The organism is Nocardia thraciensis (assembly GCF_054782435.1).
Genome location: NZ_BAAGSM010000018.1, coordinates 181,181 through 207,223 on the forward strand (window position 1 = coordinate 181,181; position 26,043 = coordinate 207,223).

The window sequence follows — 26,043 nt, forward strand, 5'->3', positions numbered from 1 at the left end:
GGTTTGTTCGAGCCGCGCCCTGGGAATTCTTGGTTGATGCAGGTAAGAGGGCATCTTGCGGCGTACGTGCAGGCTCGCCGGGCGGCACGACGCGACCATGGCGAACAGTGGCACACACGACTCAGCGATCATCCGTACCTGCTTTACACTGGAGAACGCGCAGGTAGTGGAGGACCGATGAAGAAGCCCAGGTAGACGCCGTTCTTAGCACAACCTAAGTTGGTTGGGCTCACGTCCTGACTTATCGTTTGCTCTTAGCGCCGGACACGAAATGTCCGGCTACAACGCCCGACCCGGCCACGAGCCGTGGCAACAGCCTAGCGGGCGAGAACGGCGCGGCGGCCAGCAAAACCATAAGGGTTTCGTTACCGCCGAACACCCGCCTGCGACATCGGAGCGGGTGGACAACTGGAGAGTCGACTGCACGGGAAGACCATCAGCGCAGCTGGTCTCCGAAACGTCCGGGCGCAGTCTAGACGGAGGCGATCGACGAAGGCCCGATTTCATCGAAGGCCTGAATTTTTTGAAGGCAGAGGCATGACGCAACTTCCTGGCCACAGGTCCGGTGCCGGTTACGGTGGCGCTGACTACGGACGTGGACCCACCGGTCTCTACGACCCGGCGTACGAGCACGACGCCTGCGGTGTCGCGTTCGTCGTCGACATGCACGGCCGCCGCAGCCGCGACATCGTCGACAAGGCCATTACGGCATTGCTGAACCTGGAACACCGCGGCGCCGCGGGCGCCGAGCCCAACTCGGGCGACGGCGCGGGCATCCTGATCCAGGTACCGGACCGGTTCTTCCGCGCCGTGGTCGACTTCGAGCTGCCGCCCGAGGGCTCCTACGCCACGGGCATCGCCTTCCTGCCGCAGGCCCGCCGCGAGGCGGCCCGGGCCCGCTACCACGTCGAGAAGATCGTCAAGGAAGAGGGACTGACCGTCCTCGGCTGGCGCGAGGTCCCGATCGACGAGTCGTCGCTGGGCGCGCTGTCGCGCGACGCGATGCCGACCTTCCGCCAGCTCTTCATCGCCTCGCCCGCCGACTCCGCCGAGCAGCTGTCGGGGATGGACCTCGAGCGCCGCGCCTACGTGGTGCGCAAGCGCGTCGAGCACGAACTCGGCAAGCAGGGCCCCGGCGAGGGCGCGGTCGGCCGCGAGACCGTCTACTTCCCGAGCCTGTCCGGCCAGACCTTCGTCTACAAGGGCATGTTCACCACCCCGCAGCTGCGGGCGTTCTACCTGGACCTGCAGGACGACCGGGTGGAATCGGCGCTGGGCATCGTGCACTCGCGCTTCTCCACCAACACCTTCCCGTCCTGGCCGCTGGCGCACCCGTTCCGCCGGGTGGCCCACAACGGTGAGATCAACACCGTCACCGGCAACGAGAACTGGATGCGGGCCCGCGAGGCGCTGCTGAAGTCCGACGTGTTCGGTACCGATTCGCAGGGGCAGGACCGGCTGGAGAAGATCTTCCCGGTCTGCACCCCGGGCGCCTCGGACACCGCGCGCTTCGACGAGGTGCTGGAGCTGCTGCACCTGGGCGGCCGCAGCCTGCCGCACGCCGTGCTGATGATGATCCCGGAGGCCTGGGAGCGGGCGGAGTCGATGGACCCGGCGCGCCGGGCCTTCTACCGCTACCACTCGTTCCTCATGGAGGCGTGGGACGGCCCGGCGTCGGTGTGCTTCTCCGACGGCACCGTCATCGGCGCGGTGCTGGACCGCAACGGCCTGCGTCCGTCCCGCATCTGGGTGACCGACGACGGCCTGGTCGTGATGGCGTCCGAGGTCGGCGTCCTGGATATCGAGCCGTCCAAGGTGGTCAAGAAGGTCCGACTGCAGCCGGGCCGGATGTTCCTGGTCGACACCTCGCAGGGCCGCATCATCGGCGACGACGAGATCAAGACCCAACTGGCGGGCGAACACCCGTACCAGGAGTGGCTGGACGACGGCCCGACCAAGCTGTCGGACCTGCCCGACCGCCCGCACGTGCATATGTCGCACGATCGCGTCCTGATCCGGCAGCAGATCTTCGGGTACACCACCGAGGAGCTGAACCTGCTGATCTCGCCGATGGCCAAAACCGGCGGCGAAGCGCTCGGCTCGATGGGCACCGACACCCCGATCGCGGTGCTGTCGGCCCGCCCGCGGCTGCTGTTCGACTACTTCTCGCAGCTGTTCGCGCAGGTCACCAACCCGCCGCTGGATGCCATCCGCGAGGAGATCGTCACCAGCCTGCGCAGCATGATCGGCCCGGAGTCCGACCTGCTGCACCCGAGTCCGGAATCCTGTCGTCAGATCACGCTGACCCAGCCGATCCTGGACAACGACGAGCTGTCCAAGCTCGTCCACATCAACGACGACGGCTCGCACCCGGGCCTGCGTTCGGTGGTCGTGCACGGCCTGTACCCGGTCAAGAAGGGCGGCAAGGGCCTGCGCAAGGCGCTGCAGGCGATCAACGAGCAGGTCTCGACCGCCATCGACGGCGGCGCCCGCATCATCGTGCTGTCCGACCGCGAATCCAACGAGAAGCTGGCGCCGATCCCGTCGCTGCTGCTCACCGCGTCGGTACACCACCACCTGGTGCGCGAGCGCACCCGCACCAAGGTCGGGCTGGTCGTGGAGGCCGGTGACGCCCGCGAGGTGCACCACATGGCCATGCTGGTCGGCTTCGGCGCGGCCGCGATCAACCCGTACATGGCCTTCGAGTCGATCGAGGACATGCTCGAGCGCAATGCGCTCGACATTCCCGGCAGCACCGGCGATCTCGCCGCCGACTACGACAAGGCGTGCAAGAACTACATCAAGGGTGCGGGCAAGGGTGTGCTGAAGGTGATGTCCAAGATGGGCATCTCCACCATCGCCTCCTACCGGGGCGCGCAGCTGTTCCAGGTCGTGGGCCTGTCGCAGGACCTGTGCGACCAGTACTTCACCGGCCTGACCTCCCCGCTGAACGGCATCGGCCTGGACGACATCGCGGGCGAGGTCGCGGCCCGGCACCGGGTGGCGTTCCTGGAGAACCGCAACGAGCGCGCGCACCGCGAGCTCGAGGTGGGCGGCGAGTACCAGTGGCGGCGAGAGGGCGAATACCACCTGTTCAACCCGGACACGGTGTTCAAGCTGCAGCACGCCACCCGCACGGGCCAGTACAAGATCTTCAAGGAGTACACCAAGCTCGTCGACGACCAGTCCGAGCGGCTGGCCTCGCTGCGCGGGCTGTTCAAGTTCAAGTCCGAGACACGGCACCCGATCCCGATCGAGGAGGTCGAGCCCGCGTCGGAGATCGCCAAGCGGTTCTCCACCGGCGCGATGAGCTACGGCTCCATCTCCGCCGAGGCGCACGAGACCCTCGCGGTCGCGATGAATCGCCTCGGCGGCCGGTCGAATTCGGGTGAGGGCGGCGAATCGGTGTCGCGCTTCGAGCCGGAGGAGAACGGCGACTGGCGGCGGTCTGCGATCAAGCAGGTGGCCTCGGGCCGCTTCGGCGTGACCGCGCACTACCTGACCAACTGCACCGATATCCAGATCAAGATGGCGCAGGGTGCGAAACCCGGTGAGGGCGGCCAGCTTCCGGCGCACAAGGTGTATCCGTGGGTCGCCGAGGTGCGGCACTCCACGCCGGGGGTGGGTCTCATCTCCCCGCCGCCGCATCACGACATCTACTCCATCGAGGATCTCGCCCAGCTGATCCACGACCTGAAGAACGCGAACCCGCAGGCGCGGATTCACGTGAAGCTGGTCGCCGAGCCGGGCGTCGGCACCGTCGCCGCGGGCGTCTCCAAGGCGCACGCGGACGTGGTGCTGATCTCGGGCCACGACGGCGGCACCGGCGCCTCCCCGCTGACCTCGCTCAAGCACGCGGGCGGCCCGTGGGAGCTCGGCCTCGCCGAGACCCAGCAGACGCTGCTGCTCAACGGCCTGCGCGACCGCATCGTGGTGCAGGTCGACGGCCAGATGAAGACCGGCCGCGACGTGCTGATCGCCGCGCTGCTCGGCGCCGAGGAGTACGGCTTCGCCACCGCGCCGCTGGTGGTTTCGGGCTGCATCATGATGCGCGTGTGCCACCTCGACACCTGCCCGGTGGGCGTCGCGACGCAGAATCCCGTACTGCGCCAGCGCTTCACGGGTAAGCCGGAGTTCGTCGAGAACTTCATGCTGTTCATCGCCGAGGAGGTGCGCGAGCTGCTGGCCTCGCTGGGGCTGCGCACGCTGGACGAGGCCATCGGCCGCGTCGACCTGCTCGACACCACCAAGGCCAAGGAGCACTGGAAGGCCAGCAAGCTGGACCTGTCGCCGATCCTCGACGATGTCGAGACGGCGTTCATGTACCAGGATCGGCGCTGCACCAAGGAGCAGGACCACGGCCTGGACAAGGCGCTGGACAACCAGCTCATCGCCCAGTCCGCCGACGCCCTGGAGCGCGGCAAGGCGGTGAAGTTCGAAACCAAGATCACGAACGTGAACCGGACCGTCGGCACCATGCTCGGCCACGAGGTGACCAAGCTCTACGGTGGTGCGGGCCTGCCCGACGACACCATCGACATCACGTTCACCGGCTCGGCCGGTAACAGCTTCGGCGCGTTCGTCCCGGCGGGTATCACGCTGCGGGTCTTCGGTGACGCGAACGACTATGTCGGCAAGGGGCTTTCGGGCGGTCATCTCGTCGTGCGGCCCTCGCTGAACGCCCCGCGGGAGTTCGTCGCGGAGCAGAACATCATCGCGGGCAACGTGATCCTGTTCGGCGCCACCAGCGGCGAGGTATTCATCCGCGGCGTCGTGGGCGAGCGGTTCTGCGTGCGCAACTCGGGCGCCACCGCGGTCGTCGAGGGCGTGGGCGACCATGCCTGCGAGTACATGACCGGCGGCAAGGTGGTCATCCTCGGCGAGACCGGCCGCAACTTCGGCGCGGGCATGTCGGGCGGTATCGCCTACGTCTACAACCCGAACGGCAGCTTCGAGAAGCAGCTCAACCCGGAGCAGGCCGACGCGGTCGAGCCGCTGTCCGGCGACGACTTCACCTGGCTGCGGGACGCCATCACCCGGCACCGCGACGAGACCGGATCGGCCGTCGCGGAACGCATCCTGGGTGACTGGTCGCAGCAGGTGAACCACTTCGTGAAGGTTATGCCGCGCGACTACAAGAAGGTATTGCTGGCTATCTCCGAGGCTGAGAAGTCGGGCCGGGATGTGGACGAGGCAATCATGGAGGCCGCCCGTGGCTGACGTGAGACGCACCGGATTTGTTGGGTGCGCCGATGAGGCGCGGAGGTCAGAGGCCGTACATGGGTGACGCACAAGGATTTCTGAAGCACACGAAGCGGGAGCTGCCCGAGCGGCGGCCGGTTCCGCTGCGCCTGATGGACTGGAAAGAGGTCTACGAGGAGGGTTTCTCGCACGACACCCTGAAGACCCAGGCCAGTCGCTGCATGGACTGCGGAATCCCGTTCTGCCACAACGGCTGCCCGCTGGGGAACCTGATTCCCGAGTGGAACGACCTGGTGTACCGGGGCAATTGGCGCGAGGGCATCGATCGCCTGCACGCCACCAACAACTTCCCGGAGTTCACCGGGCGGCTGTGCCCCGCGCCGTGCGAGGCGTCGTGCGTACTCGGCATCAACCAGGATCCGGTGACCATCAAGCAGGTCGAGGTCGAGCTCATCGAGAACGCCTTCGACGAGGGCTGGGTGGCCCCGGTGTACCCGACCCGGCTGACCGGTAAGAAGGTCGCCGTGGTGGGGTCGGGCCCGGCGGGTCTGGCCGCGGCGCAGCAGCTGACCCGGGCCGGTCACACGGTGACGGTGTTCGAGCGCGACGACCGCATCGGCGGCCTGCTGCGCTACGGCATCCCGGAATTCAAGATGGAGAAGCGCTTCATCGACCGCCGGCTGGCGCAGATGGAGGCCGAGGGCACCGTCTTCAAGACCGGCGTGAACGTGGGCGTGGACATCACGGCCGCGCAACTGCGCGAGAAGTTCGACGCCGTCGTGCTCGCGGGCGGCTCGACGATCGCGCGCGATCTCCCGATCCCGGGCCGCGACCTGGACGGCATCCATCAGGCGATGGAGTTCCTGCCGCTGTCGAACCGGGTGCAGCTGGGCGATCCGATCACCGACGAGAACGGCCTGCCCCCGATCAACGCCCAGGGCAAGAAGGTCGTCATCATCGGCGGCGGTGACACCGGCGCCGACTGCCTGGGCACCTCGCACCGGCACGGCGCGGAGAGCGTGCACCAGTTCGAGATCATGCCGCGTCCGCCGGAGGAGCGCGCGGAGTCGACGCCGTGGCCGACCTACCCGCTGATGTACCGGGTGTCCTCGGCCCACGAGGAGGGCGGCGAGCGCGTCTACTCGGTCAACACCGAGCGTTTCGTCGGCGAGGACGGCAGGGTCACCGCGCTGCAGGCGCACGAGGTGACAATGGTCAACGGCCGTTTCGAGAAGGTCGAAGGCTCCGACTTCACCCTCGAGGCCGACCTGGTGCTGCTCGCCATGGGCTTCACCGGGCCGCAGAAGACGGGCCTGCTCGAGGATCTGGGCGTCGGCTACGACCAGCGCGGAAACGTCAAGCGCGACAAGGACTGGCAGACCACCGTGCCCGGCGTGTTCGTCGCCGGTGACATGGGCCGCGGCCAGTCGCTGATCGTGTGGGCCATCGCCGAGGGCCGGGCCGCCGCGTCCGCGGTGGACACGTTCCTCGAGGGCGATACCGCGCTGCCCGCGCCGATCGTCCCGACGACGGTCGCACAGCGCTAGCGAACGACAACGAAGGTGCCCGTGAGCCATTGGCCGCGGGCACTTTTCGTGTATCCGAACAATTCGACGGAAATCGGACGACTTCAGCTGGTCGAATGGCACTTCTGCAAAGAGCCCTTTATTCTTGGCAGCGGTGTGGCATCGGACCAGGCAATCGGTCTGTTTCCAAGCTCATAGGAGCGAGTAGTTTTGGTTAGCCCCGCGTTAACCAACCGGAAATCCGGTGCGCTCACCATTGTCAGCAAGTAGTCGGGTGCCCCTGCCGGGGCCGGGCTTGAACTGGAGCGGTATGCGGGTGAAGAAGTTGGTCGCGGCTGCAGGAGCGGCGGCAGCGGTGTTGTCTGGCGTGGTAACCGGTACCGCGCTCGGAACCGGCTCCGCCGCAGCGGCTCCGGGGTGCCCGAGCCTGTACGTGGTGGCGATCCCTGGAACCTGGGAGACCGGCGACCACAAGCCCGAGGACATGACGGGCCCGGGCATGCTGGCCGGTGTCACGCGCGGACTGCCGAGTTCGGCGGAGGTCGACTATGTCTCCTACGCCGCCACGGCCTTCCCGTGGGAGGGCGACGTCTACGGTGCGTCCAAGAAGCAGGCGATCGATGGGGCCCGGGGCCTGATCGGTTCGATGGCCGCGCGGTGCGGCGCCACCCGCTACGCCCTCGTCGGCTACAGCCAGGGCGCGGACGCCGCCGGTGACCTCGCGGCGGAGCTCGGCACCGGGCTCGGCGTGGTCTCCCCGGACAAGATCTCCGGCGTCGGCCTGATCTCCGATCCGCGTCGTTCGCCCACCGACATCCAGGTCGGCCCGCCCGCCGGTGGCGCCGGCTCCGGTGGTCCCCGCGTCGGCGGCTTCGGCTTCGTCAGCGACCGCGTGCGCACCATCTGCGCCGAGGGCGACCTGTACTGCTCGACCGCGGATACGGATTTCATCACCCGCTTCGCCGGTTTCCTGGCGCAGGCGTCGGGCGCCAACGCGGCCAACATGTGGCGGTACCAGCTCGAGGCCGGTTCGATCATCGGCGACCTGTTCGCGCACGGCGGCATCCCGACGCTGCAGTCGCAGCTCTCGGAGAGCGCCAACAAGCAGCGGGTGCAGCAGCTCGAGGACTTCTACGGGTCCGGGGCGCACACCGCCTACGGCAGTTACCGGGTCGGCGGCGGCCAGACGGCCATCTCCTGGATGCACAACTGGGTCTCCGGCATGGCGTGAGCCGATGTGCGATGAGGGCCGCTCCCGTTCGGAGCGGCCCTCCTGCGTGCGTGGGGCGGACTCAGCCGAAGGAGCCGGTCGAGGGCAGTGCGGGACCGCCCGGACCTCGATGGAAGATCCGAGGTCCGTCGGGACCCGGGCCCTCGTGCCAGCGTCCCGGGCCGTTCCAGCCGCCCGGGTCCGACCGGTGCCATTCGCGGTCGTCGTGTCGAGTCGTTGCTGAGACGAGGATCCGACCGGGCTGGCAACTGGCTGGGAGTTGTGCCCGGAGTCTCAGGCGTTGCCGGTCAGGTTGCGCGGCAGCAGGTCCCAGACGTGCCCGTTCTCGTTGATCGTGGCCGCGGTGCGGCGGCCGGTGCGCGAGTAGAGGATTCGGGTGATCGAGCAGTAGTCGATCGGGAAGGTCAGCGGACGCTCCAGGCCCAGGACATCCTGCAGCGTGACATTGACCACGCCGCCGTGGGCGAAGACGACCACGGTATCGGCCGGTGCCGCCGCCGACACGATCTCGTCGATCGCGGCGCCTACCCGGGCGATGAAGGCCGGACCATCGATCTGCTCGGGGAGATAGCCCGTCTTGATCCGCTCGTAGACGGCCCGGAACTCCCGGTGGAACGCGTCCGACCGCGCCGCTGACCCGCTCGATCGGGCCGCTGCCGTTTCCGATTGTGCGGATGCCGGATCCGATTGCGCCGGTACAGTGTTCGGCGCGACGCCCGCCGGGGACGATCCCGCCCGCCCGGCCTCGATCGGGATATAGATCGGCAGGTCGCGGTCGTACTCGGCGAGATCGTCGTGGATCTCGACCGCGAGACCCAGCTTCTCCGCCGTCGGCGCGGCCGTCTCGCGGGCGCGGCGCTGCGGGCTGCTCAGCACGCGCGCGATGCGATGCGGGCCGCCCTCCAGCCGTGCCAGCGCCCCCGCCACCCGCGCCGCCTGCTCGCCGCCCAACTCGGTGAGCCGCGGATCGGCGGGCCCTGCTGCGGTGACCATCTGCTCCGGTTGCGCGTGACGAACGAGAACGAGCTGCACCCGCCCCACTCTGCCGTACTCCGTCGCGAGCCTCCCGCTCGGGACTGCTACGTCCGGGGCTTCACCAGGGGGAAGGGGAGGGTTTCGCGGATGCTACGGCCGGTGATCAGCATGACGACGCGGTCGACGCCGACGCCGAGGCCGCCGGTTGGGGGCATTGCGAACTCCAGGGCCTGGAGGAAGTCCTCATCGAGTTCCATGGCCTCCGGGTCGCCGCCCGCGGCCAGCATCGACTGTTCGGTGAGGCGGCGGCGCTGCTCGAGCGGGTTGGTCAGCTCGCTGTAGGCGGTGCCCAGTTCCACGCCCCACGCCACCAGATCCCACCGCTCGGCGACGCCCTCGACGCTGCGGTGGGCGCGGGTCAGCGGCGACACCGAGGTGGGGAAGTCGATGTAGAACGTGGGTTCCTCGGTGCGGTCCTCCACCAGATGCTCGTACATCTCCAGCACGATCTGCCCCGCGTCCCAGCCGAACTGGTAGGGCACGCCCGCCTTGTCGCACAGCACGCGCAGCCGTTCCACCTCGGTCTCGGCGGTGATCGTCTCGCCGATCGCCGCCGAGATGGCGCCGTGCACGGTCTTGACCGGCCACTCCCCGGAGATGTCCACCTCACGCATCGAACCGTCCGGATCAGGCCGCAGCGCAACGCATTTCCCGTTCGCGGCGACGGCGGCCTCCTGGATCAGCTGGCGGCAGGCGTGCATCATTCGCTCGTAGTCACTGTGCGCCTCATAGGCTTCCAGGATCGTGAACTCCGGGTTGTGGCTGAAGTCCACCCCCTCGTTGCGGAAGACCCGGCCCAGTTCGAAAACCTTCTCCATGCCGCCGACGCACAGGCGCTTCAAGTACAGCTCCGGCGCGATGCGCAGGTACAGATCCAGATCGTAGGCGTTGATGTGGGTGGTGAACGGCGTCGCGTTGGCGCCGCCGTGCACCTGCTGCAGCACCGGCGTCTCCACCTCGAGAAAACCCCAGCCGGACAACGTGTCCCGCAGCGACCGCACCACCGCGCTGCGCTTGGTCAGCACCTCGCGGGCCTCGGTGTTGATCGCCATGTCGACGTAGCGCTGCCGCACCCGCGCCTCGGGATCGGCCAGGCCCCTCCACTTGTCCGGCAGCGGATGCAGGCACTTGCCGATCATCCGCCAGTCCTGGGCCAGCAGTGACAGCTCGCCGCGGCGGCTGTGCCCGACCTGGCCGCTGACCTCGATGAGATCGCCGAGATCGAAGTACTCGTCGAACTCCGCGGACCGGTCGGCGCCCACGCGGCCGCGGTCGATGACGAGCTGGATGTCGGCGGACCAGTCCCGCAACACCGCGAAGATCACCCCGCCGTAGTCGCGAATGCGCAACAGCCGACCGCACACTCGCACCGTGGTGCCCTTGGGGGAGCGCCGCGCGGAGGCCACCGTGTGGGTCGGGGGGTAGGCGACCGGATAGACGTCCACGCCGGTGGCCTCGAGCCGCCGGACCTTGTCCATCCGCACCCGCACCTGTTCCGGGCGCCGGGCGCCCGCCCGCTCCAGTTCGGCGGGCGGCAGCTCCGGCGGGCTGCCGTCGGCGTGCAGGCCGGTCATCGTGGACGGAACGGCCGGGCGAAGACCGGTGTGCGCCATGGCATCCGGTTGTTTGCCGAACCGGGGGAGGAAGCCCTCGGCGAGCGCGCTGGCCATCGCGACACGCGGCAGCTGGCGGCGCTCCTCGAACATGAAGAACCGCGGCACCCACTGGGGCTGATACTTCACATTCGACCGATACAGCGCCTCCAGCTGCCACCAGCGGGAGAAGAACATCAGCACGCTGCGCCACAGCCGCAGCACCGGCCCGGCGCCGATGCGGCCGCCCTCCTCGAAGACCGAGCGGAACACCGCGAAGTTCAGCGATATCCGCGTGATGCCGTACTGGCCGGAATTGAGCGCCAGCTGCGAGATCATCAGCTCCATGATCCCGTTGGGGCCGTTGGGGTCTCGCCGCATGACATCCAGCGAGACGCCGCTGCGCCCCCACGGCGCCAGCGACAGCATCCCCCACACCCGGCCCGCGCCGTCGGCGGCCTCCACCAGCAGGCTGTTGCCGTCCAGGGGATCGCCGAGGCGGCCGAGCGCCATCGAGAATCCGCGCTCGGTCTCGGTATCGCGCCAGGTGTCGGCGCGGGCGACCATCTGCTCCCGCTCGTCGGGGGTCAGTTCGCTGTGGCGGCGGATCCGAACGGTGAAGCCCTGCTTGCGAAGCCGGTTGGCGGCCTGCCGGACCTGTTTCATCTCGGGGCCCGCCAGCGAGAACGAGCGGGTCTCGAGGATCGCCTCGTCGCCCAGCCGCAACGCCGACAGCCCGGCGCGCCGATAGGCGGTGGCGCCCTGTTCCCCGGCGCCCATCACCGCGGGCGCCCAGCCGTACTGGTCGGCCAGCCGCAGCCAGGCGTCGATCGCCTGCGGCCACGCTTCGCGCACGCCGATCGGATCGCCGGAGGCGAGGCACACTCCGAGTTCGACGCGGTAGGTCACCGCCGCCTTGCCGCTCGGCGCGAAGACCACCGCCTTGTCGCGGCGGGTGGCGAAGTAGCCCAGCGAATCCTCTATGTCGGAGCGCTCCAGCAGCCCGCGCAGGGCCGATTCGTCGAGGCCGGTCATCGCGTTCTCCGCGCGCTGCGAGCGCAGCAGCACGACGGCCGCGGCCATCAGGGCCAGGAAGCCGAAGAAGCCCAGCGCCAGGTTGACCAGGTGCGGCGGATGGCCGTCGAAGTTGTCGTTGCTGACCACGACCGCCGCCGTCACCCGCGAGACCGCCCACAGGGGACGCTCCGCGCCGCGCGGCAGGTTGCCGGGGAACACCTCGACCAGACCCCAGCCGACCAGGCAGCCGACGGCCAGGCCGCCGATCAGCACGCCCAGCGCCTTCCATCCGGCGGCGCGGCGCACGTGGGTGTAGAACTCCGGCCAGGACGCGATCAGCAGGCCGATCACGGCGACGTGCACGATCAGCGCGATCAGGTCGTGGACGCTGCGCTCGTCGGCGAAGTCGAGCGCGTTGGCGACCACGAACAACGTCATGTAGCCGACCAGCAGCCACCAGGCGATCCGCTTGCGGCTGGCGGTCGCTCCGGCCAGCAGGGCCACGATCAGGGCCCACACCAGGCTGGTGTCGGGGGCGTCGAAGTAATAGGCGTCGATATAGCGCCGGGGCGCCTGGGTGATGAAGCGCAGCCCGGGGGAGATGCTCCACAATCCGCACAGGACGGAGAAGACCCCCAGGACGAGGCCCACGATGTGCGGGACTTCGCGCAACCGCCCGTGTCCGCGATGCGGCACCTCCGGCGGCCGCGGTCTGTGCTCGGTATCGGGTTGTTGCCGGTCCTGCGTGAAAGTCACCGCATCAGTGTGGCGGTTGACCGGCCTCGAATACAGAAGGTCGGCGGGCATGTCCGGGGGCCGGGATGTGCCGCCGCGGCGGCGGAAGGTAATGATGTACCCCATGTCGGATCCAGTCGATGTGCCGATCGATGACGAAGTCATTCGACTCGGACAGTTCCTGAAGCTGGCCAATCTCATCGAAACCGGCTCGGAGGCCAAGACGGTGATCGCCGCCGGTCTGGTCCGCGTCAACGATGAGGTCGAACTGCGCCGCGGACGTCAGCTACATGCCGGTGACGTCGTCACCCTGGCCAGTCATCAGGTGCGTGTGGTCAGCGTGTGAGAGCGCGCTCAGGCCCGCACGACGATGCCGTCGTGGTCGCTGTAGAGCATCTCGCCCGGCACGAAGGTGACCCCGCCGAACTCCACCGGCACATCGCGCTCCCCGGACCCGGTCTGGGTGCTCTTGCGCGGGTTGGTGCCCAGCGCCTTGATGCCGATGTCCAGGGTGCGCAGGATCGCCGAATCGCGCACGGCGCCGTGCACGACGACCCCCGCCCAACCGTTGTCGACGCCGCGGCCCGCGATGATGTCGCCGACCAGGGCGGTGTGCACGCTCGCGCCGCCGTCCACCACCAGCACCCGGCCCTCGCCGGGTTCGCTCAGTGTCTGCTTGACCAGTAGGTTGTCCTGGAAGCAGCGGATTGTGACGATGCGCCCGTCGAACGCCTCGCGGCCGCCGAACTGCGTGAACTGCGTATCGCAGCTGCGGATTTCGGGGCCGATCTCGTCGGCGAGGTCGGCCGTCGCGACTGGGTTTGCTGAATCGGTCACGAACCCCAGCTTGCCATGGCGCCGATCCGCGTCACGCGGTGACGGCCAGCGTCGCCGCCAGCCCGAACACCAGCGCCATCACGACCACCTCGGAAACCGCTCGGCGCAGCGAGGATTCGGCGGTCATCCGGTGGTCGCCCGCCAGCGGGACCCAGCGCCGGCGCCACCACCAGCCCAGCGCCAGCAGCACGCCGAGCAGTGCCGTCTTCGCCAGCAGGATGCGGCCGTAGCCGGTGTCGATCAGCGGCGTCAGCCCGCCGAGGCGGACCAGGCCGTTGCACACGCCGGTCAGCGTCACCGCCGCCAGCGCCGGAAGCGCCCACGCCGAGTACCGGGGCAGCAGCACCGCCCACTCGCCGCGCGTACGCGTCACCAGCGCCAGCGCCAGCAGCAGCCCGAACCAGACCGCCGCGGCCAGCGCGTGCACGGCCGCCAGCACCGAACCGAACGCCTGCTGCGACATATGTCCGGTGATCGGCCGCAGCGCCAGCGCGACCGCCGCGAACACCAGCACCAGATCGGCGGTGGCGTGCTGCGGCCGCCGGTACGCCAGCGCGCAGTAGCCGGTGACCGCACAGGTGCCGATCAGGATCGCGATGCCCACCTGACCGCCGCTGACATAGATCAGGTAGTCGCCGAACCGTGGGAGCCGCAGCCGGGTCACCGGCACCCCCACCACCTGCGCCGCCTCGCAGGCCAGCACCGCGAATTCCGTTGCGACCCAGAGCCCGCCGAATCCGGCCAGCAGCCGCCACGCCGGTCGCAGGCGGTCGTGCAGCCGGGGCAGCGCGGCCAGGCCCAGCACGAGGGCGCCGGCGCAGTCGGCCAGCGCCCGGACCGGCGCCTCGGACTGCACCGGATCCGGCGCGGCCAGCGCCCACGCCAGCGCCGCCCCGAGCAGTGCGGCAGGGACGACCAGCAGCAGCGCCGCACGCAGGGCGGTCGAACTGCCGCCGGTCGCCGCTCTGCTCACTGTCGCTTGCGGGTGCTCCCGCGGCCGAGCAGCAGCACCGCCAGCACGCCGCCGAGCACCACGACCGCGCCCACGATGAAGACCCACACGGGGATTCCGACGGATCTGCCGTTCTCGGCATCGCTCGCCGGGTCGGCCTGCTGCCCCGGGGCGCCGTTGCCGGGCTTGGTGAGCGTGAACGTGCGGGTGCCGCTGACGGGATGGCCGTCGGCGGAGGTCACCCGGTAGGCGATCGTGTACTGGCCCGCGGGTCCCAGCTCGCCGACCTCGACGCTCGCCGTCGGGCCGTCGATGACCGGCTGGCCCTTGTCCCAGCGGTTGCCGTCGGGGCCGACCACGGTCAGCGACGGAAAATTGGGCTGCAGATTCTCGTTGAAGGTGACGCTGACCCGGGCCGGACTCGCATCGATCTGCGCGCCGTCGGCCGGATCGGTGCCCACCACCGACGAGTGCGCGGCGGCCGGCCCCGCGGCGACGAGGGCGAGGCCGCCGAGCAGCAGGCCGCTCACCAAGCCGAAGAGTATGCGCCGCGTCATGACCGCCGTCCCCGGATCAGGGCGCCGAGCCCGAGCGCCGCGCCGAGCGCGCCCAGGATCAGGCCGACACCGCCGAGCCAGCGCGCCGCGCTGTCGGATTCGCGCGGTGCCGCGGCGCCGCGCGCGGCCACGCTGTGGTCGTCGCCGGAGCCACCCGGCGCGAGGCGCAGCTCCGGTGCCGGATGTTCCGGTTCGGCGCCGTCGGGACCCATCGGCTGATTCCACTCGACGATCTTGCCGTCGCTGTAGGACTGGGTGGCCGGAAAACTGACCGTGGCCTGCTCGGGCAGCGGGCCCGCGGACAGCACGAAACGCTGGAACTGGCCGGGACCGACGCCGGGGTTGCCCGGATCGGTGGTCCAGGTGACGCCGACCGCCTGGTTCTTGTCGTTCTTGTCTACCGTGGCGGTCCACCCGGGCATGGGCTCGGTGCGGGCGGAGGACAATCCCGGGAGCTTGACGGTCAGCTTGGTGGTGGCGGCGGTGGTCGATTCGGTCGGCACCTTGAACGTGACGACAGTGTAGCCGCCCTGTTCGGCGCCGGGAGCGTCGGCCGTGACGTGCGCGGCGGCGGTATTGGCACCGAACAGGGCCAGCCCGGTCGCGAGGCCCGCCGTGACGACGGCGCGCGGAAGCACAGTGGACATGGGAACTTTCTCGGTCGAGGGGTGCGGTCGGATTATCGGACCGGCACCGGAGGCGCGCGTGGGGAGATCGCGCCGCGACGGAGAAAGCGGTAGGAGCGCGCCGCCGCGCCCGGCCAGCGCACCGAGCGGGTGGGCGGCGGCGGGCACGGTGCGCCGACGACCGCGCGAACGGTCTGCGAGACAACGGCATACAGCCGGTCGGCGGCGCCGATCAGGATCGTGCACAGCAGGGTGGCGAGCGCGTGTGCGAGCAGCATCGGACCCGCGGGCAGATGCACACCGGCGACGAGAATGTCTGCGGCGTGGGCGGATTCGCCCATCGGTGCGCCGTGTTCGTGCGCGACCATGCTCGACAGCGCCGCGTGCCCGGCCAGTTGTCCGCCGAACAAGGCGGCGAAAAGCATTGCGCGGCTGAGCGTTCCGGTGCGAGTCGGCAGTGTCGCGGTGACCGCTCCGCCCGCTGCCGCCGCGAGCAGCACCAGCGTCAACGACGTCGACCCCGGATATCCGCCTCCGGCCAGGCCGTGCGCCGCCACCGCCAGCGCCATGACGGCCGCACCCACCACGGGTCCGCGCACGTGCCCGTCGTCGGATCCGGTGGGTTCGTGACCCACCGGCCCGAGTCGTGGCAGGCCACGGCGGCGCATCGGTGCGGGTTTCCGGGGATTCAGCGCACGCCGAGGCGGGCGAGAATATCGGCTTCGATACCGGAGAGCTCGTGGGAGATCGAGCCGTGCACGGCGCGCCGGCGCTGCGGCGGCATCTGCTCGGCGGTGCGGACCGCGGCCGCCAGGCTCTCGAGCCGATCCCGGGTGGCGGACACGAACTTTCCGGTCTCCTGCCCGTCCGCGCATCGATCCGCCTTGCCCTCGATCTCGGTGAGGGCGGCTTCGGCGTTGGCGATGCGCGCCCGCAGCTTGGCGCCGTGGCCGCTGAAGTCGGTCAGCTGGTCCATGCCGATGCCGAGCCGCTGGGCCCGGCGGGCGTCGACCTGCCCGCGAATGAACGTCGCGGCGCGATAGGCGAGCGGGGCCAGCACCGGCACCAGCACTCGGGCCACGCCCAGGTACTTCTTGACCTGCCCCGCGGAGAACAGGTCCCGCTCGGCCTTCTCGGCCGCCTTCTGCGCGGCCTTCTCCTCGGCCTTCAGGGTCGCGATCTGCTGCTTGGTCACGTCGCGCTGGTTGCGGGCCTCGGCGCGGTCCCGCTTGCGCTCGTTGCGGGCGCTGAGCTTGGCCTCCACGGCGGCCTTGTGCTTGAGAGCCTTCGCCTCGGCTTTGCGGTCCGGCCGCCGCTTGCGCTTGGTGAACAACCCCATGAAGCCCTCCGTCATGCTGATTCGCCGCAGGCAGCCGCTACCTGCGGTGTATTCCGGTGCACACAGTCTGCGCCAACCTTACTGTGCTTGTCGGCGCCGCCTCCGGCGTCGCGCCGAAAACCTCCCCGGGGGCCGCACATCGTGATGGTTGGGTGGCCGATCCGGAATCGAAGCGTGCGGTGCGGTTCGCGAAGGTGTCGGGGGTCTGGACCATACTGCTTACGTGTATTCGGGCAGCGGCGACCGGAATGGGCGCGAGGAAGAGGGCGGCGGCGCGGAGCGGCGGGCGGCCGCGACGCGTGCGGGCGCCGCTGCCGCCGCGACTGCCGGGGGGATGGCCGCGCGGGCGGTGGCGCCGGGGGTGGAGGAGCGCGAGATGGCTTCCGCGGCAAGCGATATCGGGAACGGCCGGGCGGCCTATGTCGACGCGCGGGCGCTGATCGGATGTCGGCATCGGCTGCATCTGGAGGCGACCCACCCGGGGGTATTGGTGGGGGTCGCGGAGGACGCTGGGGTCCAGCAGCGCCGCGAGGCCGCCACGGCGCACCGGGAGAAGGTGCGTGACACGCTCGTGGCCGCCGCGCCGGACCAATGGGTCGTGGTCGATCCGGCGCTCCCGGCGCGCGAGCGCGCGGCGGTCACCATGCGCGCCTGCGAGTCCGGGGCGGCGCGAATCTGGGGCGCGCTGCTGCCGCAGGAGGCCGACACCGGCCGCCGCGGCGGCGTGGAGATGCTGCTGCGCGACGAGGACCGCGGCGGCTACCTCCCGGTCATCGTGGTCAACCACAAGGTCACCGATCCGCGCCAGCCCGATCCGGCCGATTTCCACCCGCTCACCTCCGACCTCTACCGCTGGGAGCCGCGCCCGGACCGGCATGTGCGCGTGCGTGCCCAGCCGCGCGACCAGCAGCGCCTGGCCCACCTGTATCGCATGCTGCAGCGGCACGGCCTGGCGAGTCCGGCGCTGGTCGGCGGGGCGATCGGTTACCACTTCGACCGCATCCTGGTGCACGACCTGGGCCCGGTTCTCGACGAGTACGACCGCCGCTACGCCGATCGGATCGCCGTGGTGCGCGGGGAGCTGCCGACGGTCCCGTCCAAGGTGCCCGAATGCCGCCGCTGCCCGTGGTGGTCCCGCTCGGCCACCCCGGAGGCCCCCAGCTGCGAGCGCTGGCTGACCGACCATCGCGACGTCAGCCTGGTCGCACCGGGTTCGCGGGCCGAGCTGCTGCGCAGGCACGGCGTCGAGACCATCGAGGATCTGGCGGGCTGGACCGGTGACGATCCGGACGACTGGCAGTACGAGCCGTTCACCGAGACCGTGGTCACCGCGCGGGCCTGGATCTCCGGCGCCCCGCTGGTCCGCCGTTTCGAACAGGTGCGGGTGCAGCGCGCCGACGTCGAGGTCGATGTGGACCTGGAGAGCTTCCAGGAGTACGGCGCCTACCTGTGGGGCACCCTGCTCGACGGCGTCTACCGCCCGTTCGTCACCTGGGATCCGCTGCCGACGCAGGACGAGGCCCGCTCGTTCGCCGAGTTCTGGGCCTGGCTGATGCAGGTGCGCGCGCAGGCCGCCACCGCCGGGAAAAGCTTTGCCGCCTATTGCTATTCGCGCACCGCCGAGGACAAGTGGCTCTACGAGTCGGCCCGCCGATTCGCGGGGCTGCCCGGCGTGCCGACCGAGGACCAGATCCGCGAGTTCGTCGACGGCCCGCAGTGGGTCGACATGTTCCAGGCGGTCTCCGAGCAGTTCATCTGCCCGAACGGCAAGGGCCTGAAGAAGATCGCCCCGGTGGCCGGATTCGCCTGGCGCGATGCGGAGGCGGGCGGCGAGGCGTCGATGAGCTGGTACCGGCAGGCGGTCGGCTACGACGGCGAGCCCGACCTCACCCAGCGCACCCGCCTGCTGGAGTACAACGAGGACGATGTGCGCGCCACCCGGGTGCTGCGCGAGTGGATGGCCCCGAGCCGCCCCGGCGCCCCGGGCGCCGCGACCGAGGTTCCGGCCATGTCGGACTTTCGCGAACACCCTGTCTCGTCCTCCCCGCATCCGTCGTAATATCTGGAACCGTGACTGAGCACGTCGAACAGCTGGAGTTTCAGGCCGAGACCCATCAGCTCTTGGAACTGATGATCCACTCGGTCTATTCGAACAAAGACACCTTCCTGCGCGAACTGATCTCGAACGCCTCCGACGCCCTGGACAAGCTGCGGCTGGAGTCCTATCGGGACAAGGATCTGGAGGTCGACACCTCCGACCTGCACGTCGAGCTGGAGGTCGACAAGGACGGCCGCACGCTGACGGTGCGCGACAACGGCATCGGTATGTCCCGGGCCGAGGTGGTGGACCTGATCGGAACGCTGGCCAAGTCCGGCACCGCGGAGCTGCGCAAGCAGCTGCTGGAGGCCAAGAAGTCGCAGACCGAGGCCGAGGAGCTGATCGGCCAGTTCGGCATCGGCTTCTACTCGACCTTCATGGTGGCCGACAAGGTCACCCTCACCACCCGCCGCGCGGGCGAAACCACCGCCACCCGTTGGGAATCGGCCGCGGGCAGTTCCACCTACACCATCGAGACCCTGGACGAGGCGCCGCAGGGCACCGCGGTGTCGCTGCACCTCAAGCCCGCCGACGAGGACGACCACCTTTTCGACTACACCCAGGAGTGGAAGCTCCGCGAGATCGTCAAGAAGTACTCCGACTTCATCGCCTGGCCGATCCGCATGCAGGTGGAGCGGACCGTCACCGAGGGTGAGGGCGAGGACAAGCAAGAGAAGACGATCCTCGAGGACCAGACCCTCAACTCGCAGAAGGCGCTGTGGACGCGGCCCAAGAGCGAGGTGTCCGAGGACGAGTACAAGGAGTTCTACAAGCACGTCTCGCACGCCTGGGACGATCCGCTGGAGGTCATCCCGCTCAAGGCCGAGGGCACGTTCGAATACCAGGCGCTGCTGTTCATCCCGTCGCACGCGCCGTTCGACCTGTTCCAGCGCGAGCATCAGCGCGGCGTGCAGCTGTACGTCCGGCGCGTGTTCATCATGGACAACTGCGAAGAGCTGATGCCGGAATATCTGCGCTTCGTCAAGGGCGTGGTGGACGCGCAGGACCTGTCGCTCAACGTATCTCGCGAGATCCTGCAGCAGGACCGGCAGATCCAGATGATCCGCAAGCGGCTGGTGCGCAAGGTGCTGTCCACCGTGAAGGATCTGCAGGGAGCGGAAGACACATCGAAGTACGAAACCTTCTGGAAGGAGTTCGGCCGCGTCCTCAAGGAGGGCCTGCTGCAGGACTTCGACAACCGCGAGACCATCCTGCAGGTCTCGTCGTTCGCGTCCACCCACTCCGACTCCGAGCCGACCACGCTCGCCGAGTACGTGGAGCGCATGGCCGAGGGCCAGGATCAGATCTACTACATGACCGGCGAGTCCCGGCAGCAGATCGAGAGCTCGCCCCATATGGAGGCGTTCAAGGCCAAGGGCCGGGAGGTGCTGATCCTCACCGATCCGGTCGACGAGATGTGGGTCGGCGCGGTGCCGGAATTCGACGGCAAGCAGTTCCAGTCCATCGCCAAGGGCGAGGTGGATCTGGAGACCGAGGAGGAGAAGAAGGCCTCCGAGCAGCTGCGCGAACAGCAGGAGAAGGACTTCGGCGACGTGCTGAAGTGGCTGCGGCAGACCCTCGGCGAGAGCGTCAAGGAGGTACGGCTGTCCACCCGGCTGACCACCTCGCCGGCGTGCATCGTCGGCGACGCCTTCGACTTCACCCCGCAGCTCGAGCGCATGTACCGCGCCTCGGGCCAGATCCTGCCCGAGACCAAGCGGATTCTCGAGCTCAATCCGGGCCACCCGCTGGTCACGGGGCTCCGCGACGCCTACGGGGAGAAGAAGGCCGACGCCGACGAGGGCAAGGCCGAGGATCTCGCCCAAACCGCCGAATTGCTGTACGGCACGGCGGTTCTCGCCGAGGGCGGCGAGCTGAAGGATCCGGCCCACTTCGCCCAGGTCTTGGCCGACCGGTTGACGCGCACGTTGTAACCTGTCCCAGCGCCCGCGCGGGGGCGGCTGTGATGCTGATCATGGTCGTCCCCGCAGTGGGAACCCTTTCCGTCCGGGTGCGTTATTGTTGTTAGTCGCATTTTTGTTGTTCAAATGCTCGTGCGGAACAGTGTGCGGGCGTCGCTTCTCCTTGCCAGGCAAGTTGCAAGTCGCCGTCTGGATGTGACTCGGACGCCGCGACCGCGGCGCCGATGACAACTCTGCCAAGGAGAAACAAGATGGTTCAGGGAACCGTGAAGTGGTTCAACGCGGAAAAGGGCTACGGCTTCATCGCTCATGAGGGCGGCCCGGACGTATTCGTCCACTACTCCGAGATCGAGGGCACCGGCTACCGGGGCCTCGACGAGGGCCAGCAGGTGAGCTTCGAGATCACCCAGGGCAAGAAGGGCCCGCAGGCCTCCGGCGTCCGCGCTCTGTAATCACAGGCCGAACGTACAAGGCCCGCACCGGATTCCGGTGCGGGCCTTGCCGCATTCGGGGGGCGGCCCGACCGTGACGGCGAGAGCCGATGCGGAGGATCCCGCATCATGGAGGCATGGACGTCGTGCTGGATTCGGTGGGGGCGAACCTGGTGGACCTGGTTCGTCGGGACTTCTTCTGGATGGCCTGGAACACGGTCCTGGCGTGGGTTCCGGTACTGCTGGCACTGCTGGTGTTCCGGACTCGCCGGGGTGCGAAGGAGATTCCGCGGTCACCGGTGTGGTGGGCCGGGGTCGCGCTGTTCGTGCTGTTCCTGCCCAACGCGCCCTATGTGGTGACCGACCTGGTGCACCTGCGGGAGGACATCCATTTCGTGGGAGACGGGCCGGTGGTCACGACGGTGCTGCCGCTCTACGCGGCATTGATCGTCTCCGGATTCCTCGCCTACTACCTGGCGCTGGCCGAGGTCGGGCGGTTCCTGGACGGGGTGGGCCGCGCGCACTGGCGGGTACCGGTCGTTCTCGGACTGCACCTGCTGTGTGCGATCGGCATCTTCCTCGGCCGCTGGACGCGCCTCAACAGCTGGGAGCCGGTGGTGCAGCCGCGCGACACCGTCGACCGTATCCTCCTGGCCCTGAGCTGGTCGTGGGCGCCCGCCGCGATCGTGGTGCTGGCCCTGGTCACGGCGGTCGGCCATTTCGTCACCAAGGCGGTCGCCGAGGCCACGATCGCCAGCACTCGCCGCGCCCTCCTCCGGCTGCGCCCCGCCTCCGACTCGCCCTGACGTCGTGCTCCCGGGCGCCTTCGACTTCGGTGACAAGTGTGCGGCGAAGCCCCGCGACCTCGCGTCAGCGCGGCGCCATGCGGAGGGCGCCGTCCATGCGGATGGTCTCGCCGTTGAGGTAGTCGTGCTCGACGATGTACTGCGCCAGCTGCGCGTACTCGTCGGGACGGCCCAGGCGCGAGGGGAACGGCACGCCCGCCTCGAGGCCCTTGCGGTACTCCTCGGTGACACCGGCCAGCATCGGGGTGTCGATGATGCCGGGGGCGATGGTGTCGACGCGAATGCCGAACTGCGCCAGGTCGCGCGCGGCCGGAATGGTCATGCCCGCGACGCCACCCTTGGAGGCGGAGTAGGCGATCTGACCGATCTGGCCCTCGAAGGCCGCGACCGAGGCGGTGTTGATGACGACGCCGCGCTGGCCGTACTCGTCGAGAGGCTCGGTCTTGGCGATGGCGTCCGCGGCCAGCCGCATCACGTTGAACGTGCCCAGCAGGTTGACCGTGATGACGGTGCGGAACAGCTCCAGATCGTGCGGGCCGTTCTTGGACAGGATGCGACCGGCCCAGCCGACGCCGGCGCAGTTCACCACGATGCGCGGCGGCACGCCGGACTCGACGACCGTGGCGACCGCGGCGGCGACATCGTCCGCGCTGGTCACGTCGGTCGGGATCAGGGTGACACCGGCCGGAACGCTGTCGCCCGCCCGCTCGATGGACTGCTGCAGGTCCAGCCCGAACACGGTCGCGCCCAGGTCGGCGAAGCGCTTGGCGGTCGCGGCGCCCAGGCCGGACGCAGCTCCGGTGATGATTGCGGCGGATCCCGAAATCTCCACGGTGTTTTGGTCCTCTCGTTTGTGACGGCCCTTCGCTGGCCTTCCGTCAATAAGCACCATAACGGGCGTCCGGTGACGATCGGCCGCGGGCCGCCGTCGAGGCATTTGTGAACAGGCCTGTTCTTCGGTGCTACCGTCGTCGATATGCCAGAGCCGGTCAGCACCGCCCGTCAGCTGCCCCGCGGCCGCCACGGCCTACCCCGCGAGACCGTGGTCCGCGCGCAGCGCGACCGCATCCTGGGCGCGATGGCCGAGTCGATGTCCGAAAGCGGCTATGTGGGAACGTCTGTCGCGGTGATCATCAAACGGGCCGGAGTGTCTCGGGAGACCTTCTACGAGCAATTCCGTTCCAAGGAGGATTGTTTCGAGGCCGCCTACGAACGCGCGGTGCAACTGTTGGTGGACCGGATCATGGAAGCGGCACGGGCGCAAGCGGATTCGGCCGATCCGCTGGATTTGGAACATCGCATGGACGCGCTGCTGACCGCCTATCTGGACGGGTTGGCGAGCGAGCCCGCCAACGCGCGGCTGTACCTGGTCGAGGTATACGCGGTGGGGCCCAAGGCGATTGCCCGGCGCGCGCAGCTGCAGGAATCGTTCGTCACCATGCTGGCCGACATCCTCGACGCCCACACCGAGCAGCAGCGCTTCGCCTGCCAGACCCTGGTGGCCGCGCTGAGCGCCATGGTCACCACCCGCGTCGCCGCGGACGACCTGGACGGACTGCGCGCCCTGCGCGAGCCCATGCTCGACCTGGTGCGCCGCAGCGGCGACCTGTTCGGCGCCGCCCCGGCCACGGTGGGCTCCAACAACTAAGGGTTTGGCTCGGTACCGGCGCTCAGTTGTGGGTGTCGAGACGGTCCGGTGTGGCGGCGTCGGTGGGGCGGCGGAGCCAGAGGATGCCGCCTGCCAGGGCGGGGGCGAGGGCGGCGAGTGCCAGCTCGGGCAGCTGGCCGAGGGTCGGGGCGAGTGCGCCCAGCAGGGTGGCGGTGCCGATGTAGAGGAACAGCAGCCCCGAGCCGATCGCGATCAGGCGTTCGGGCAGATGTTTGCCGACGGTGATGCCGATCGCGATGGCCAGCGCACCGGCGGCGACCATGCCCAGCACCGATCCGGTCCACACCGCCACCCAGCTGCGGTTGGAGGCGAGGGCGATGGTGGCGAACATGGTCCGGTCACCGAGCTCGGCGAGCAGGAATGCCGACAGCACCACGAAGAAGGCCCGGCCCGGGGGCCGGGTGCCGGAGTCCGCCGCGGCGGACTCGGGATCCGCGCCGCGGACGTGCGCCTCACGCAGCGTCCACCCGCCGACCGCGAGCAGGATGACACCGGTGCACACCGCGATCAGCTCCGTCGGCAGCGCCGCCCCGAGGAAGTGGCCCACACCGGTCGCGATCAGATTGACCGCGACGCTGGCGGCCGCGATGCCGGACAGCACGATCCACCAGCGGTAGCGCAGCGCGAAGGTCAGCGCCATCAGCTGCGACTTGTCGCCCAGTTCGGCGACGAAGAGCACGCCGAAGCTCAGCGCAATCGTGGCGATCATGAATCGGCTCCCAGGTCTCCGGCCTGCCGACCGAAGACGGATGCGCCCTCAGCCGACAACGCATCCGAATAATCGGTTGGTCTGTCATCGGCCGAAGGTCTCGCCCACCGGATTTCCGGTTCACGTGGCCGGACCTGCTCGGCGGAACTCGCAGGGCGGGTCAGTATGTCGACCACGTGATTGGGGGCTACTCCCCTTCGCTGTCCGCCAGCCTACCCCCGGTTACCCCCGAACGCCAACCCCATATCGCCGAAATCGCAATGCGCGCAATAAGTTTGGCGATCCACGCCGAAAGTTTCGGGTACCCGTCGCAACCCGGCAGCAGACCCTGTACGGGTCGGGCAGCAGACCCTGTACGGCCGGGTCCATCGCGGGAGAAGCCCGGCGGCGATCGCCCGCTCAGGCCGCGAGCAGCATGGCCAGCACGGCGGTGTCCGGATCACTGATCGGATCCACGCCCACGCGGCTGACCATGGTGTTCACCGTGCCGTCCAGTTCCGCCTCGACCCATGCCGCGCGGTGCTCCAAGCCCAGATGCGGCACCCCCGGCAGCAGCACGCAGCCCGACGCCGCACCCGTGGATTCGGGCAGCGCGGGCCGGGTCTCCGACGGTGGATGCAGCATGATCAGCGCGGGCGGCACGTGATCGGCGAATCGGCCGGGCTCGACCGCCTCGTCGCCCAGCACGGGCCCCTCGGCCAGCACCAAGCCGATCGTGCCGGGATCCGGGTCGTCCGGCAGATCCTCGCGGGCCCCGAAGACCGTGGAGGTGACCAGCAGGCCCGGAAGGCTCGCGACCCGGACCGCCAGGACGAGCAGCTGCGCCCACTCCTTGGTGGTGTCGGGCCAGCGACCGCCGATGAGGAAACCCCTCAGTAGTCCGTGCGCCTGGAAGGGCGTGACCAGTACCTGATCGTTCGTGCGCATCGCTGCCTCCCGAGGTGGTTACGGGGGCGGCCCGCTCGGTGACGAGCGAGCCCGTCCTTTGAGTTGTGAGTACCCGAGATTGGCCCAAACAATGTCTGGCACACAAGTACCAAAGAGTGCCAAGCCCCAGGTAACAGGGCGGAAACACAAGACCGGGCCCGCGGACCGAAGTCCGCGGGCCCGGGGCGGGTCGAGCGCGATCAGCCGAAGACGAGACCCTTGGCCTGCGAGGTCGCCCGGGCGAAGCGCTCCTGCACATCGGCCCAGTTGACGACGTTCCAGAAGGCCTTGACGTAGTCGGCCTTGACGTTCTTGTACTGCAGGTAGAAGGCGTGCTCCCACATGTCGACCTGCAGCAGCGGGATGACGCCCAGGGGAACGTTGGCCTGCTGGTCGTACAGCTGGAACGTCAGCAGCTTCTGGCCCAGCTGGTCGTAACCCAGCACCGCCCAGCCGGAGCCCTGCAGGCCGTTGGCCGCGGCGGTGAACTGCGTGCGGAACTTGTCGAACGAGCCGAACTGGTCGTCGATGGCGGCGGCCAGGTCCCCGACCGGCTTGTCGCCGCCGTTCGGGGAGAGGTTCTTCCACCAGATCGAGTGGTTGACGTGCCCACCCAGGTGGAAGGCCAGGTTCTTCTCGTTCAGGAAGATCGCGCCGTGGTCACCGGACTCGCGGGCGGCCTCCAGCTTCTCGAGCGCCGCGTTGGCACCGGCGACGTAGGTCGCGTGGTGCTTGGAGTGGTGCAGCTCGTTGATCTGCCCGGAGATGTGCGGCTCCAGGGCGCCGTAGTCGTAATCCAGATCTGGCAGCGTGTACTCAGCCACGATGTCCC

21 protein-coding genes are annotated in these 26,043 nt (G+C 69.1%); 9 read left to right on the forward strand and 12 right to left on the reverse strand.

What is annotated here, in order from left to right:
* Positions 1-537 precede the first annotated feature (537 nt).
* The 3 genes from gltB to ACYVLQ_RS10285 all read left to right on the forward strand — a co-directional run bounded on the left by gltB (position 538) and on the right by ACYVLQ_RS10285 (position 7,959).
* On the forward strand, positions 538-5,220 hold the full coding sequence (gene gltB / locus ACYVLQ_RS10275) for a glutamate synthase large subunit (RefSeq protein WP_460697165.1): 4,683 nt from the start codon (positions 538-540) through the stop codon (positions 5,218-5,220).
* A 59-nt stretch (positions 5,221-5,279) separates the two neighbouring features.
* Positions 5,280-6,749 (forward strand): glutamate synthase subunit beta, encoded by a 1,470-nt coding sequence (locus tag ACYVLQ_RS10280; protein WP_460697166.1) that lies wholly within the window; start codon positions 5,280-5,282, stop codon positions 6,747-6,749.
* A 289-nt stretch (positions 6,750-7,038) separates the two neighbouring features.
* Complete coding sequence (locus ACYVLQ_RS10285; RefSeq protein WP_460697167.1) at positions 7,039-7,959, forward strand: cutinase family protein; 921 nt, start codon at positions 7,039-7,041, stop codon at positions 7,957-7,959.
* A 273-nt stretch (positions 7,960-8,232) separates the two neighbouring features.
* Here the strand turns inward: ACYVLQ_RS10285 and ACYVLQ_RS10290 are convergent, their stop codons facing one another.
* Positions 8,233-8,991 (reverse strand): histidine phosphatase family protein, encoded by a 759-nt coding sequence (locus tag ACYVLQ_RS10290; protein ID WP_460697168.1) that lies wholly within the window; start codon positions 8,989-8,991, stop codon positions 8,233-8,235.
* 47 nt (positions 8,992-9,038) lie between these two features.
* A complete protein-coding gene (lysX, locus tag ACYVLQ_RS10295) occupies positions 9,039-12,410 on the reverse strand; it encodes a bifunctional lysylphosphatidylglycerol synthetase/lysine--tRNA ligase LysX (RefSeq protein ID WP_460697438.1) in 3,372 nt (1,123 codons plus the stop codon).
* 52 nt (positions 12,411-12,462) lie between these two features.
* Here lysX and ACYVLQ_RS10300 point away from each other — a divergent pair, with 52 nt between their 5' ends.
* Positions 12,463-12,684 (forward strand): RNA-binding S4 domain-containing protein, encoded by a 222-nt coding sequence (locus tag ACYVLQ_RS10300; protein WP_460697169.1) that lies wholly within the window; start codon positions 12,463-12,465, stop codon positions 12,682-12,684.
* Between the two features lie 8 nt (positions 12,685-12,692).
* Here the strand turns inward: ACYVLQ_RS10300 and rraA are convergent, their stop codons facing one another.
* Genes rraA through ACYVLQ_RS10330 form a run of 6 tightly spaced genes read right to left on the reverse strand, consistent with a single transcriptional unit; the run spans position 12,693 to position 16,649 of the window.
* On the reverse strand, positions 12,693-13,175 hold the full coding sequence (gene rraA, locus ACYVLQ_RS10305) for a ribonuclease E activity regulator RraA (protein ID WP_460697170.1): 483 nt from the start codon (positions 13,173-13,175) through the stop codon (positions 12,693-12,695).
* Between the two features lie 31 nt (positions 13,176-13,206).
* Positions 13,207-14,148, reverse strand: coding sequence for a copper resistance D family protein (locus tag ACYVLQ_RS10310; RefSeq protein WP_460697171.1), 942 nt, complete (start codon positions 14,146-14,148; stop codon positions 13,207-13,209).
* Positions 14,145-14,684 (reverse strand): copper resistance CopC family protein, encoded by a 540-nt coding sequence (locus tag ACYVLQ_RS10315; RefSeq protein ID WP_460697172.1) that lies wholly within the window; start codon positions 14,682-14,684, stop codon positions 14,145-14,147. Before ACYVLQ_RS10315 ends, ACYVLQ_RS10310 begins: the two co-directional genes overlap by 4 nt.
* Complete coding sequence (locus ACYVLQ_RS10320) at positions 14,681-15,331, reverse strand: YcnI family copper-binding membrane protein (RefSeq protein WP_460697173.1); 651 nt, start codon at positions 15,329-15,331, stop codon at positions 14,681-14,683. The genes ACYVLQ_RS10315 and ACYVLQ_RS10320 overlap by 4 nt, the downstream gene beginning before the upstream one ends.
* Before the next feature lie 32 nt (positions 15,332-15,363).
* Complete coding sequence (locus ACYVLQ_RS10325) at positions 15,364-15,945, reverse strand: hypothetical protein (RefSeq protein WP_460697174.1); 582 nt, start codon at positions 15,943-15,945, stop codon at positions 15,364-15,366.
* Positions 15,946-15,998: 53 nt separating this feature from the next.
* Complete coding sequence (locus tag ACYVLQ_RS10330; protein WP_460697439.1) at positions 15,999-16,649, reverse strand: DUF6474 family protein; 651 nt, start codon at positions 16,647-16,649, stop codon at positions 15,999-16,001.
* Positions 16,650-17,025: 376 nt separating this feature from the next.
* Between ACYVLQ_RS10330 and ACYVLQ_RS10335 the strand changes: the two genes are divergently transcribed.
* The 4 genes from ACYVLQ_RS10335 to ACYVLQ_RS10350 all read left to right on the forward strand — a co-directional run bounded on the left by ACYVLQ_RS10335 (position 17,026) and on the right by ACYVLQ_RS10350 (position 21,906).
* Positions 17,026-18,708: a TM0106 family RecB-like putative nuclease gene (locus ACYVLQ_RS10335; protein WP_460697440.1), complete on the forward strand. Its 1,683-nt coding sequence runs from the start codon at positions 17,026-17,028 to the stop codon at positions 18,706-18,708.
* Positions 18,709-18,719: 11 nt separating this feature from the next.
* Positions 18,720-20,681, forward strand: coding sequence for a molecular chaperone HtpG (htpG, locus tag ACYVLQ_RS10340; RefSeq protein WP_460697175.1), 1,962 nt, complete (start codon positions 18,720-18,722; stop codon positions 20,679-20,681).
* 239 nt (positions 20,682-20,920) lie between these two features.
* A complete protein-coding gene (locus ACYVLQ_RS10345; protein ID WP_068029993.1) occupies positions 20,921-21,121 on the forward strand; it encodes a cold-shock protein in 201 nt (66 codons plus the stop codon).
* Positions 21,122-21,237: 116 nt separating this feature from the next.
* Positions 21,238-21,906, forward strand: coding sequence for a DUF1361 domain-containing protein (locus tag ACYVLQ_RS10350; RefSeq protein ID WP_460697176.1), 669 nt, complete (start codon positions 21,238-21,240; stop codon positions 21,904-21,906).
* A 64-nt stretch (positions 21,907-21,970) separates the two neighbouring features.
* Here ACYVLQ_RS10350 and ACYVLQ_RS10355 read toward each other — a convergent pair whose 3' ends face one another.
* Positions 21,971-22,738, reverse strand: a complete 768-nt coding sequence (locus ACYVLQ_RS10355) for an SDR family NAD(P)-dependent oxidoreductase (protein WP_068029999.1) — start codon at positions 22,736-22,738, stop codon at positions 21,971-21,973.
* 144 nt (positions 22,739-22,882) lie between these two features.
* Here ACYVLQ_RS10355 and ACYVLQ_RS10360 point away from each other — a divergent pair, with 144 nt between their 5' ends.
* The gene (locus tag ACYVLQ_RS10360) at positions 22,883-23,554 is read left to right on the forward strand and encodes a TetR/AcrR family transcriptional regulator (protein WP_460697177.1); all 672 of its coding nucleotides are present in this window, start codon (positions 22,883-22,885) and stop codon (positions 23,552-23,554) included.
* Between the two features lie 22 nt (positions 23,555-23,576).
* On the opposite strand, the gene ACYVLQ_RS10365 is transcribed toward ACYVLQ_RS10360, so the two are convergent.
* The 3 genes from ACYVLQ_RS10365 to ACYVLQ_RS10375 form a co-directional block, all read right to left on the reverse strand.
* The gene (locus tag ACYVLQ_RS10365) at positions 23,577-24,284 is read right to left on the reverse strand and encodes a TMEM165/GDT1 family protein (RefSeq protein WP_460697178.1); all 708 of its coding nucleotides are present in this window, start codon (positions 24,282-24,284) and stop codon (positions 23,577-23,579) included.
* A 399-nt stretch (positions 24,285-24,683) separates the two neighbouring features.
* Complete coding sequence (locus tag ACYVLQ_RS10370) at positions 24,684-25,211, reverse strand: peptidase (protein ID WP_460697179.1); 528 nt, start codon at positions 25,209-25,211, stop codon at positions 24,684-24,686.
* A gap of 200 nt (positions 25,212-25,411) precedes the next feature.
* Positions 25,412-26,035 (reverse strand): superoxide dismutase, encoded by a 624-nt coding sequence (locus ACYVLQ_RS10375; protein WP_460697180.1) that lies wholly within the window; start codon positions 26,033-26,035, stop codon positions 25,412-25,414.
* Between the last annotated feature and the right edge of the window lie 8 nt (positions 26,036-26,043).

Excerpts from the sequence above, each read along its gene's own strand:
- lysX (WP_460697438.1), bottom strand. The coding sequence starts at position 12,410 with ATGCCCGCCGACCTTCTGTATTCGAGGCCGGTCAACCGCCACACTGAT.
- ACYVLQ_RS10315 (WP_460697172.1), bottom strand. The coding sequence starts at position 14,684 with ATGACGCGGCGCATACTCTTCGGCTTGGTGAGCGGCCTGCTGCTCGGC.
- ACYVLQ_RS10320 (WP_460697173.1), bottom strand. The coding sequence starts at position 15,331 with ATGTCCACTGTGCTTCCGCGCGCCGTCGTCACGGCGGGCCTCGCGACC.
- ACYVLQ_RS10335 (WP_460697440.1), top strand. The coding sequence starts at position 17,026 with ATGGCTTCCGCGGCAAGCGATATCGGGAACGGCCGGGCGGCCTATGTC.
- ACYVLQ_RS10350 (WP_460697176.1), top strand. The coding sequence starts at position 21,238 with ATGGACGTCGTGCTGGATTCGGTGGGGGCGAACCTGGTGGACCTGGTT.
- ACYVLQ_RS10365 (WP_460697178.1), bottom strand. The coding sequence starts at position 24,284 with ATGATCGCCACGATTGCGCTGAGCTTCGGCGTGCTCTTCGTCGCCGAA.
- ACYVLQ_RS10345 (WP_068029993.1), top strand. The coding sequence starts at position 20,921 with ATGGTTCAGGGAACCGTGAAGTGGTTCAACGCGGAAAAGGGCTACGGC.
- ACYVLQ_RS10300 (WP_460697169.1), top strand. The coding sequence starts at position 12,463 with ATGTCGGATCCAGTCGATGTGCCGATCGATGACGAAGTCATTCGACTC.
- ACYVLQ_RS10285 (WP_460697167.1), top strand. The coding sequence starts at position 7,039 with ATGCGGGTGAAGAAGTTGGTCGCGGCTGCAGGAGCGGCGGCAGCGGTG.
- ACYVLQ_RS10330 (WP_460697439.1), bottom strand. The coding sequence starts at position 16,649 with ATGGGGTTGTTCACCAAGCGCAAGCGGCGGCCGGACCGCAAAGCCGAG.
- ACYVLQ_RS10280 (WP_460697166.1), top strand. The coding sequence starts at position 5,280 with ATGGGTGACGCACAAGGATTTCTGAAGCACACGAAGCGGGAGCTGCCC.
- gltB (WP_460697165.1), top strand. The coding sequence starts at position 538 with ATGACGCAACTTCCTGGCCACAGGTCCGGTGCCGGTTACGGTGGCGCT.
- ACYVLQ_RS10370 (WP_460697179.1), bottom strand. The coding sequence starts at position 25,211 with ATGCGCACGAACGATCAGGTACTGGTCACGCCCTTCCAGGCGCACGGA.
- ACYVLQ_RS10360 (WP_460697177.1), top strand. The coding sequence starts at position 22,883 with ATGCCAGAGCCGGTCAGCACCGCCCGTCAGCTGCCCCGCGGCCGCCAC.